The 10,116-nt window shown below is 56.1% G+C and carries 13 protein-coding genes; 3 read left to right on the forward strand and 10 right to left on the reverse strand.

Features of this window, described 5'->3' with window-relative positions:
• Window positions 1-171: 171 nt before the first annotated feature.
• Window positions 172-921: an SDR family oxidoreductase gene (locus K7A42_RS00825; RefSeq protein ID WP_006697886.1), complete on the reverse strand. Its 750-nt coding sequence runs from the start codon at window positions 919-921 to the stop codon at window positions 172-174.
• Window positions 922-1,031: 110 nt separating this feature from the next.
• Here K7A42_RS00825 and K7A42_RS00830 point away from each other — a divergent pair, with 110 nt between their 5' ends.
• Window positions 1,032-1,937 (forward strand): LysR family transcriptional regulator, encoded by a 906-nt coding sequence (locus K7A42_RS00830; protein WP_006697885.1) that lies wholly within the window; start codon window positions 1,032-1,034, stop codon window positions 1,935-1,937.
• Between the two features lie 253 nt (window positions 1,938-2,190).
• On the opposite strand, the gene K7A42_RS00835 is transcribed toward K7A42_RS00830, so the two are convergent.
• The 5 genes from K7A42_RS00835 to K7A42_RS00855 all read right to left on the reverse strand — a co-directional run bounded on the left by K7A42_RS00835 (window position 2,191) and on the right by K7A42_RS00855 (window position 4,469).
• Window positions 2,191-2,682: a DUF4142 domain-containing protein gene (locus K7A42_RS00835; RefSeq protein ID WP_006697884.1), complete on the reverse strand. Its 492-nt coding sequence runs from the start codon at window positions 2,680-2,682 to the stop codon at window positions 2,191-2,193.
• A gap of 29 nt (window positions 2,683-2,711) precedes the next feature.
• Window positions 2,712-2,909, reverse strand: coding sequence for a hypothetical protein (locus K7A42_RS00840; protein WP_128636256.1), 198 nt, complete (start codon window positions 2,907-2,909; stop codon window positions 2,712-2,714).
• Between the two features lie 18 nt (window positions 2,910-2,927).
• On the reverse strand, window positions 2,928-3,080 hold the full coding sequence (locus K7A42_RS00845) for a hypothetical protein (protein ID WP_004446089.1): 153 nt from the start codon (window positions 3,078-3,080) through the stop codon (window positions 2,928-2,930).
• 142 nt (window positions 3,081-3,222) lie between these two features.
• Window positions 3,223-3,927, reverse strand: coding sequence for an anti-sigma factor domain-containing protein (locus K7A42_RS00850; protein WP_006697883.1), 705 nt, complete (start codon window positions 3,925-3,927; stop codon window positions 3,223-3,225).
• On the reverse strand, window positions 3,924-4,469 hold the full coding sequence (locus K7A42_RS00855; protein WP_006697882.1) for a sigma-70 family RNA polymerase sigma factor: 546 nt from the start codon (window positions 4,467-4,469) through the stop codon (window positions 3,924-3,926). Before K7A42_RS00855 ends, K7A42_RS00850 begins: the two co-directional genes overlap by 4 nt.
• 197 nt (window positions 4,470-4,666) lie before the next feature.
• Here K7A42_RS00855 and K7A42_RS00860 point away from each other — a divergent pair, with 197 nt between their 5' ends.
• Together K7A42_RS00860 and K7A42_RS00865 are read left to right on the forward strand one after the other, a co-directional pair.
• On the forward strand, window positions 4,667-5,455 hold the full coding sequence (locus K7A42_RS00860) for a DUF4394 domain-containing protein (RefSeq protein ID WP_006697881.1): 789 nt from the start codon (window positions 4,667-4,669) through the stop codon (window positions 5,453-5,455).
• Window positions 5,456-5,550: 95 nt separating this feature from the next.
• Complete coding sequence (locus K7A42_RS00865; protein ID WP_369250030.1) at window positions 5,551-5,937, forward strand: aconitase family protein; 387 nt, start codon at window positions 5,551-5,553, stop codon at window positions 5,935-5,937.
• Between the two features lie 599 nt (window positions 5,938-6,536).
• On the opposite strand, the gene K7A42_RS26020 is transcribed toward K7A42_RS00865, so the two are convergent.
• The 4 genes from K7A42_RS26020 to K7A42_RS00885 form a co-directional block, all read right to left on the reverse strand.
• A complete protein-coding gene (locus K7A42_RS26020; protein ID WP_162719278.1) occupies window positions 6,537-7,088 on the reverse strand; it encodes a hypothetical protein in 552 nt (183 codons plus the stop codon).
• A gap of 107 nt (window positions 7,089-7,195) precedes the next feature.
• Window positions 7,196-7,843, reverse strand: a complete 648-nt coding sequence (locus K7A42_RS00875) for a response regulator (RefSeq protein WP_004446078.1) — start codon at window positions 7,841-7,843, stop codon at window positions 7,196-7,198.
• Window positions 7,840-9,210, reverse strand: coding sequence for a sensor histidine kinase (locus K7A42_RS00880; protein ID WP_051634459.1), 1,371 nt, complete (start codon window positions 9,208-9,210; stop codon window positions 7,840-7,842). Before K7A42_RS00880 ends, K7A42_RS00875 begins: the two co-directional genes overlap by 4 nt.
• A gap of 183 nt (window positions 9,211-9,393) precedes the next feature.
• Window positions 9,394-9,789 (reverse strand): DUF1236 domain-containing protein, encoded by a 396-nt coding sequence (locus K7A42_RS00885; protein WP_004446075.1) that lies wholly within the window; start codon window positions 9,787-9,789, stop codon window positions 9,394-9,396.
• Between the last annotated feature and the right edge of the window lie 327 nt (window positions 9,790-10,116).

The raw sequence follows: 10,116 nt of genomic DNA on the forward strand, positions 1-10,116 counted from the left end.
TGCGTCGTATGCCGATCGCCAGTTGCAACCGTTTTGCGCCTTCATGCCGGCCACAGAAACCAGCTTGGCCGCTGACCGAAAGCAGACGTCACCAGCGATGCGCGCCTTGACATCCGACAACCGTCGGAGCCCGGCGCGCTGCTGTCACCGGATTCCGTTGCTTGGGGAGTGTCACAATGTGCCCATGCCACCGTCGATCATGATCTCGCTGCCGACCGTGTAGGCGGCTTCGTCCGATGCCAGGAACACTACCGCCTTTGCAATCTCGGACGGTTCGCCAAAGCGGCCGGCCGGGACCAGATTTTGTATGCTCTCAGCGACATTCTTCAGGTCAGTCTCGGTGAAACCCAGCTTGCCATAGAGCGGTGTAGAAATGGGACCTGGGCTCACCGCATTCAGCCGGATACCGCGTGTGATCAGTTCGCCGGATAACGTGCGGATGAATGACTGTAGTGCCGCTTTCGAGGCGGCGTAGACACTCGAGTTAGGCATGCCGATGTGGGCATTGACCGAGGTGTTCAGTACGATCGAAGCCGGATTGGCCAGTATCGGCAGTAGTGCCTGCAGCAAAAAATACGGGCCTTTCACATTGATGTCGAAGACCCTGTCAAAACCTTCTTCGTCCCATGCTTCCAAAGGCTTGAGAAGGGCAACGCCTGCATTGATGAAGACGATGTCCAGGCTCCCGAATGCCTCCCTGATCGTTTCAGCGACGACCTTCTGGCCATCCACGTCGGCAGCGTCTGCCTTGATGACCAGTACACTGGGACCAAGCTCCCGCCGTGCAGCATCCAGCGTCTCGGGATTGGTTCCCGTGACTGCTACGCGCGCACCCTCACTGATGAATTGACGTGCTGTCTCAAGTCCGATGCCGCTGGTGCCACCGGTGATGAGCGCCCGCTTGCTTTTGAGCCTACCCATAATCCGAATTCCTTCTCGTTGTGTGGGTTTTCGTAAGTGCGAATGTGGCGCAAGCATGCTGTTCGTACTACTGTGCCAATGGCGGACGTACCTTTCGGAAAGGCCGAACAATGAAGCTGGATGGCATTGCGAGTTTCGTGGCTGTCGCCGAAGAGGGCTCGATCAGCGGGGCGGCACGCACGCTCAGGCTGTCAAAATCGGTCGTGAGCGAACGCCTGGCGGAATTGGAACGCAGCCTCGGCGCTACTTTACTCCACCGTACGACACGTCGCGTTTCGGTGACGGAAGATGGCGCTGCCTTTCTCGAACGCGCCAAGCGCATCCTGCGAGAGGTCTCTGAGGCAGCGGCGGATTTGTCCGAGCGGCGTGGAACGCTGGGCGGTCCAATCCGCATTGCTGCGCCTGTTACCTTCGGGCGGATGCACCTGGGACCGGCTCTGTATCCGTTTCTGGCTGCCAATCCCGAAATTGAGATGTCGCTCGAACTCGACGATCGGCGAGTCGATATTGCATCAGACGTTTACGATGGCGTCGTGCGCCATGGGGCGATTGACGATTCGAGACTGATGGTCTGGCGTTTGGCGCCAAGCCGCCGTGTCCTGGTGGCCTCCGAGGCCTATCTGTCGGTCAACGGGATGCCTGCAACAACTACCGAACTCGCTGCCCATAAGGGTTTGTTCTACACGAACCGGGGTGTTGCGGATTGGCGTTTCCTTACGCCTGGAGGCATTGAAATCGTTCGTGCACGCATTGGATTCAGAGTGAACAACGGCGACATGCTGCGAGATGCGGCAATCGCCGGTCTCGGTATTGCACTCCTTCCGCTCTTCATCGCAGGACCGGACATTCGCGATGGGAAGCTCAAGATCGTCGATGTCGGCGTTCGGCCGGATGCGGAATTCGTCTTTCTTGCGCACCCCGAGGGTCGCCGTCCTTCGGCAAAACTGCGCGCACTGGCGGCTCACTTGAAAGCGTCGTTCGGGGACCCGCCCTACTGGGAGGATGGCGTGGGTTAAGGGACGCATCATAACGGCCCCGCGCGCCTGCGCCTCGTCAGAGAGTTATATATACTAACCCGATGAAAAGTTACGTATTAAATCGTCGCGGTGGCATAGGGTGGATTAGATCAAATATCTTCATCGATCGGCCGGTGTAACGTAAGTACGGTTGCCGGCCGGGCGCAGACAAGCTGGGTCAACATAGCTCGCCGCTGAATTGTCGATGGTGATCCAAATTCCGAATGTTGAGCTGGAGTGGATCCGGTCGCTTTCACGGATTTGTCAGGCCCTGAACACGCACATTATAGGTTCGTACGGTGCCACGCTGATTTTCAGCGTATGCACGTAGCGAGCCTGCAATTCCGGTTTTGATGAAGGCTTCGAACATCGTCTTTGCATCTTCAAGGACCGAAACCTGCGTCGAGAGGTAAGCCTGGTCAAACTCACTTTGTGAAGCGGTTTCTAAAGCTCTCATCTTCTCGGCATATTCGGCGCTCAGGTCCGTCGGGACCGAGGTACCATCCTTTTTAGCAGCATCGGCGAGATCGACGAGCGCTTTCTCATGGTCGCGCATGATGTCATTAGCGAACATTTTCGTCGCGTCATCCTGCGCGCTTCTAAGCGCCAGCCTGCTCGCCTCCACCTCAAACTGATTGAAGGAAGCCGCCTCGGCAGTGAAGTCCGCGGGTGATTGCGCGTTCGAGAAAGCGGGCATTAACATCGAAAGACACAGAGCGGCGCAGCAGGCATGGAATGGCTTCATGTTAAACTCTCCCTCAATGACTATTGTGGTCAGGGCGTCGTGTTCTGGCTGCCCGGCAGCGCATTCCTATCAGCAGGCCCCGCAGGTGCTTGGTCTTCCGTCTGCCCCCTGTCTGGTGAATTTGACGGTGCTGTATCCGGAGTCGTCCTGACGAAGTAGACGGCCACGATCATCGCGAGAGCCACAGCCGCAGCCCCTACCACGGGCCATATGGTTCTATAGTTCATATCAGTCTCCGCTTCCGGTTACTTTCCGTCGTAAAGCTTATGAACCTTGCGAGCTTGTTCTTGTTGCTCCTTGGCGGATAACCTGCGCTGACGCAGCAGGACATAAACGACCACGGCACCCAGCAGCAATGGGCCTCCAGCGACAACAACCAGCCAAAATACATCCGCCATAATCCGTCCTGTCAGTTCATGAGGTTGGTGCCACGACGAACCACAGACCAGGGCCAATGTTCCTGGAAATTTGGAAAGCAAGCAGATGGGACAAAAATCGCCTGTCGGATGAGGCGCTGAAGCAACGCTCAGACGGTGGATTTCATCGCGGAAATTTCGCCAGCCCTTTGGCCAAGATCGGTCCGGTCGGTCTGCCTGTCGGCGATCCTCCCGCTTGTTCGAGCGTGATCTCGTATAGCTGGTTGTCACGCGGGGTGGGCAATGCGGGTCCATCAAGGCGAGCCGAGCGAACGCCTTTCAGCAATCCGAGCGAAACAGGCCCAATTTCTCGAGACGGAAGCGTCCATACCTCTATCGTCTTATCGTTCGGCACCGCAAAGTCGGCCAGTATACGGATCATCGCCCGTTCATCGCCAAAGTCCTCGACAACCGCCTGAATATCTCCAGCCTCATTGATCAAAACGGCGACGACAAGCGGCTCCGCCTTGTGAATGAGGCTGTATCCAAGACCGATGGCAAGCAACAATGCGGCGGCAATTGACGAAAGCGCAGCGATCTTCCAGCCTTTGCTGTTATTGTCATTCGCGCGCGTGGAAACAGACATGTAGCGGGTCACAGGCTGCGAAGTCAGCCCAGATTCAATGCGATGCCACAGGCTCTCGTTGACGGTTGCCGGTGTGATAGCGGTGTCGAGCGGCAGGAAACGCTCACGGCTTGCAGCAATCGCGGCCTTGAGTTCGGAATCTCGTTCCATGGCGTCCTCGATTTCCGCGGCGGCCGTGCTTTCGGTCAAGCCCAACACATACTCGTCAGCGAGGTTCGGTATATCCTTGCGGCCGTAGATCATCCCATGCACTCCCGAAGCGTCAGAAGCCCACGCCTGATCCAGGATTTCGCTGTGCCAAGTGGAATGCGCAGCCTTCCGGCGATCTCGCCGTGAGAATAGCCTCCAACATAGGCCATCAGAATACCGCGCCGCTTTGTCTCATCGAGCGATCCCAGGCATTCGTGCAGGCGCGATTGTGTGTCCAGACGGTGCCACGCACCCATGATCGCGTCTGCCTGTTCGGCTTCCTGAAGCGCTTCTACCTCTTCGACGGAATGTTCAAGTTTGCCATCCCGCAGGAGATTGAGCGCTCTGTTTCGAACAATGGCATAAATCCATCCGCGCGCGGAGCCACGGTCCGCACTGTATTGATAAGCGTGGGTCCATATTCGGATAAAGGCTTCCTGCACGACCTCTTCGGCAAGTTCGCGACGTCCAACGATGCGTTGCGCCACGGCGACCAACCGCCCAGCCTCCTGATCGAAAATTCGGCGTAATGCCGAACGATCACCCTTAGCGCAGGCAGCAAGCGCCTTATCCAGATCGTCCGGCCCGGAACCCATTAATATCCTTCCATGATCCAGCGGTGAAAATCGTCAGCTTTCACGAACTATACCCATCCGGCGATCAAATGGATGCATCCTGAGAATTATTTTTACGACCTGCATCCATTCGCCTCCCTTGCGGTGTCTTCGATGATGAAGGGTCAAACGCCGAGTGCCTGACGCCTTCTCGAATGTTGAACGCACGGGAGAAAGACATGAAGACCATCCTTTTCGCACTGACCGCCTCCGCCGCCTTTGCTGCCATGGCATCGACAGCCTTTTCGGCACCCGTTCTCGGGCTGACGAGTGACAAAACACTTGTCATGTTCGATACCGCGAAGCCCGCCGTTACAAGGACCATGGAAGTAACTGGCGTCGATAAGCTCGTCGGTATTGATTACCGCCCCGCCAACAAGACAGTGATCGGTGTTACCCCGGACCATCGTATCGTTACCATCAACCTTGAAAGCGGTGCTGCCACGGATCTCGCAAAAATGGACAAGACGCTGACGGTGACACAGGCTCCGATCGTCGTCGATTTCAATCCGGTGGCTGATCGTCTTCGTTTCATGACTGGTACCACCAACCACCGTGTCCATCCTGACACCGGTGCAGTGACGGTCGACGGTGTCCTGGCCTTCGAAGATGGTGACATGCACAAGGGCGAGACGCCGAACATTGTCGCAGCCGCCTATACCAACTCCATCGGCAAGCCCGAAAAGACCGCAATGTACAATATCGATGCGACGATTGGCGCCTTGATCCAGCAGACCAAGCCGAATGACGGCACTTTGAAAGCAATTGGCAAGCTGGGTCTCAAAGATACGCCAGCCACCTATGCTTTTGACATTCAGGGCACGGAAGCCGGAAAGAACACTGCCTATCTCGCTGCAAACAAAATGCTCTACACCGTCAATCTCGACACCGGCAACGCTACCGAAGTAGGCGCTATCACCGGCACGGACAACGAAGTCCGCGACATCGCTGTTCTTCCCGAAATGTGACACAGGAAGACGGGCGGAGGCCGATGACCAGCAATCTGCCTCCGTCCGATTTACTCTTCGAGTAATCAGGCCTCAATTGTCCTTGCGAGCTCGACCTGTCAACGGTCGAGCCGAGCCTTGCAGGTTTTTGCCGACCTCAGGACAAGATCCAGGTCTGCGGCACTCGCGATGCAATCCTCAACATGCGAGAAGTGCTGGCCATTTTTGTCGAGAGTAGCCCGAATCATGGCGCAGTTGCGATCGCCGCAATTACCAGCTGTACAAATACTTCGTATCCCCCGTTTGCTAATTGCCGCCGGCTTGCGCGCCTGGAAAGTGACGGAGCTTGGCATTCGACCTGCGGCATGGGTCAAGGCCTCACTGGTGCCAGGCTCGCTTACCGCGGAGCGATATCTCCGCCGCGCGGGCTTCCTGCCGATCTGGAAGCTTTGGGCTTGGGGGTGGTGCGAATGTCACCCGCACCGTGCGAGGATCGGCTTTGAGGAAAAAGGCCTCCTTCCGTTCCAGTCGAATAAGTCCCACCCAAATTTGGGCACTAAGTCCCAATCGATGAACCCCTCCGCATAATGAGTGTTGATTGTTTGGAAGTTGTCGCTCGAGGAACTCCAGCCGGAAACGATCCGGAGAACTCGACACAAGCCAATCATGGGCGCATTTCGCGCCCGGCGTCTAGGATACGCAATCGATCGCACAGCATCTGATTGCAGAACGTAAAGAGGATAAGATGGACCAGAGCTTACGACCTGAGCCTTACACCGTTGAGCAACTTCAACAAAAATACTCTCTGAGCATTTCGAAGGCAGTCGACATTCTGGATCACTGTAACGGAGACAGGGCCCTGATCGACAAAATGTTGAAGAGATGCCACCAGAAGCAGCTCGATGCTCATCCGAAAAGCGATACGGACGGGAGCTGCTGACGCTTACTTTTGAGACGACGTTGCTTTTTTGGTCGCGCTGAGCCAGCGGGAAAGTGCAGGGTTTCTTCACTTTGTTTTACGCGCGGCTCTTGTGCAACCATCACGTCAGTCGCTTTCAGACGGCGATTATTTCAGAACAAGCGGGTTCAAGACTACCCCAGGTCAGTTCTCAACCGAGCCAAACTCTGGCAGCCTGCGCAGAGATAATTGGTTCGCGTCCATTCCGGCAGGACGGCAGATATGGAGAACGGAGTGCGTACAAGAAGAAACATGCTTAAGTACCTCTTCACCTTTCCCATGGTCGGACGGCCCGTGGTTGCGTTGATCGCTGTCCAATTCTTGCAGGCCGCTGGTGTTCGGGTTGCTGTCGCTCAAGGCAATGGCGGCGGCAACGGTAACGGGAATGAAGGCGGTAATGGCGGAGGGAACAACGGCGGCGGCAACGGTAACGGGAATAACGGCGGTAATGGCGGAGGAAACAACGGCGGCGGCAATGGAAACGGAAATGGCGGTAACAGCGGCGGAAACGGAAGCGCAAACGGTGGCGGCAACGGCAACGGCGGCAGCAATGATGGCGGACATGGAAATGGAGGTGGCAAAGGGAACGGAAACGAGAGCGGAAGCGGGAAAGCACCAGATCCTGGAGCAGCCGGAAATTCCGGTCAGAACCGGGCTGGCGTTCAGCAGTCTGGCCAGGCTCTCGAAGTGCGCCACGCCAATGGCATCACCGAGACTTTACGAAAAGGCCGGTATTCGATGCGCGACAATAAGGGCCGTGTCATCGTTGATCGGCTTGCGACGGTCAAGGATCGTTCAAGGTTTCAGGGCTCACGCTGAGCAGAGATACGATCTCTCCAAAGAAGTGCCGCCTCCGTGCGATTGCTGACCTTTAACTTGGCAAAAATCCTTGTCACGTGATGCTTCACCGTTTTCTCGTGGAGACCCAGTTTGCGGGCGACAAGCTTGTTGCTCATTCCGATGGCGATGAGGTCCATGACTTGCCGCTCTCTTCTGCTCAGATCCTGACGCTGCTCGATCAGTTCCGATGCGGCCTTTCTTTCAGCCAGCAACTTGGCGCCCAGTTCGGGTGGAATGTAACGCCCGCCGTCTGCGATGGTCCGCAGCATCTGTACCAGCTCACGAGAGCCGACACCTTTCAAGGCGTATCCCGCCGCGCCCGACTGGATTGCTGTCTGAAGATCATCCACGCTCTCAGATGCTGTGAGAATGAGAATTCGAATGGACGGAGACAGGCTCAATATGGATTTGATCGCCGCTAGGCCGTTGCCGGGCATTGAGATATCCAGAAGGATGATGTCCGGCGCTAATCTGGTCGCAAGGGCTAGTGCGTCGTCGGCGTTTTCTCCTTCACCCAGGACGTCGAAACCACACTCTTTCAGGCTCTGCGATACACCCGAGCGAAACATCGGGTGATCATCAACGATGACGACCTTTATATTTTCTGTCATGGATCGCTCACATCGACGGTGTTCAGTCTCATGGTGAGGTGCGTTCCGCGTGCCGATGTCTGCACTTCGAAACGGCCTCCCAGACTTTCAATTCTTTCTTTAAGGCCTGACAACCCGATGCAATCGGGTCCAATCTCGTCGAACGAAAAACCACTGCCGCCGTCTGAAACAGTAGCGACGATCTCTGTTCCTTCCTGTCGGAGTGACACGCATTGATTTGTTGATGCTGCGTGGCGCCAACCGTTGTTCAGACCCTCCTGGACGAACCGATAAGCGCAGATTTTAACGGGAACTCCGACTTGCGCGTTCACATCCTCAATTGAGGTCGTTATTCGCGTACCAGCACGGGACTGATGATGTTCAACTGCCCGACCAACAACGTCTTCGATGGGCAGATTTTCTATATCTGGCAAAACAAGGCCGCGGCAGATGTTGCGGATATCCCGGATAGCTTCATCCAGACTGGCCTTGATTGATGTCGTCTCGGATTCTCGCTCATTCCGACTTGTCTGGTCACTGACGAGCTTCTCGCTGTCCACCCGAAGTGCTGCGTAGGCGATGAGCTGTGCAGGCCCATCGTGCAGATCGGCACCGATCTTGCGCAACAGCCGCTCGTTCAAGGCCACCGTGCGCTGCGATCCTTTCTGCACGCGACGCGCCAGGTCCTCGATCTCACGCAGTTGATGCCGGATCATCCTGCTGCCCTTGAGCACAATTGTGGAAAGAACGGCGAAAAATGCAGAGGCAACCGCGATGACGACGATCCAGCTCTTCCAGCGCGCTCGCGCCAGGCTTTTCTCAAGATCCGTTGCCCGCTCATAAAACTCTGCGACGGCAACCACCTCTCCGGACCATGGCTGCAAGACGGGATTATATATCTCCAGGAGGGGTTCCCCGAGCGCTCGCTCCGCGTCGCTCTCCGGGTCTCCTGCCTCTTCGAAATTTGCGACGAGCTCGCCGGCGAACGCTTTTGTCCTGTTTTCGCCAGGCGGCACGACCATGTTCATCAGCCGCTTGTCGTTCGAGTAGATAATGGTTCCGTCTTTCGTCCACAGCCGGAAGGAAACCAGTCGTCTGCCCAGTGCACCCTGTCCCAGAGTTTCATCCAGCGTTCGTTCGATGGAATCGTCGAGTTTTGTCGCGCGGGTAAGATCCGGTAGGATAGGTGCAATGATGCTGTCGACGTAAAGCGCGGTTGTCGAGCCTGCATTCCTTGTTACAGTCTCAACAATCTGATCTGTCACCAGCAATCCAATCAAAACCGTCGCACCCAACGTAACAAGACCGCCGGCGAGGAAAAACTGTTGGGCGAGTGACAATGAGCCCAAGGTCTTCGATGAAAGACGAGTGATTGTGCGACCTGACATAGTGACACGCGTGCCTGTGACTTTGCCGCCGAGGGTCAGCCCAGCGAACTTCAGACAAAAGTAAATTATGATCTCGAGGACGGAAAGCGAAGCCTGAAGGCATGAAGATTTTTATTTCTGAAAATACTAATTTATTCCCCTAGGAAAAGGCCTGCCGGGAAGAAAACCCGGCAGGCAATGCCATCAGTTGATAACCTGCACGACTTTGCGCGTGGTCGGTTCAACGATTACTCGCTGCTTGTTGACGATGGCATAAGAATATTTCGGTTCGTCCGGAACCTGATGAATGACCACAGTCGAAGGAAGCGGCTCGCCCACAACGACCTTTTCCTTCACGACAACTGTCTCGGCCGGCATCGGAGCCTCCCGAACATAGGTAACGACGCGCGGGGGCGGCGGATCGATAGCTGTGCCTGCGACGGCGCCCACGACGCCACCAACGGCTGCGCCGACCGGGCCGCCTACGATTGCCCCGGTAATCGCGCCGCCAGCGGCGCCGGTTACAGTCGATTCCTGAGCCTGAGCTCCGCCGGCGACCAGTATTGCGAACGTCAGGAAAGAAAGCTGTTTCATCTGCATGGGTGTTCCTCCTTCGGGCAGAATTTCTACAGCCAAACAATATTTTTCGATCTGCATCAGTTCCGGGCATAGGACTTTGTGCCCTGTCTGGAACACTTTCCGCGCAATTTGCTTGAAATCCCACCTGCAACCGCAGGCAAAAAGCAACACTTGCCAAGGTGGAATGATATGAAAACCCGAGTCCTTGCAATGACGGCTGCAATGATCGTTATGGGCACGTCGAGCGTTCTGCACGCGCAGACCGTCGTGATCAGCCCGGAACAGGAAGTTGTGATCCAGAAATACGTGACTGCGCACACGGTCACCTCAGTGGATGTGCCAAATGTC

The sequence above is a fragment of the Agrobacterium sp. InxBP2 genome (genome assembly GCF_026191755.1).
Classification (GTDB): Bacteria; Pseudomonadota; Alphaproteobacteria; order Rhizobiales; family Rhizobiaceae; genus Agrobacterium; species Agrobacterium pusense.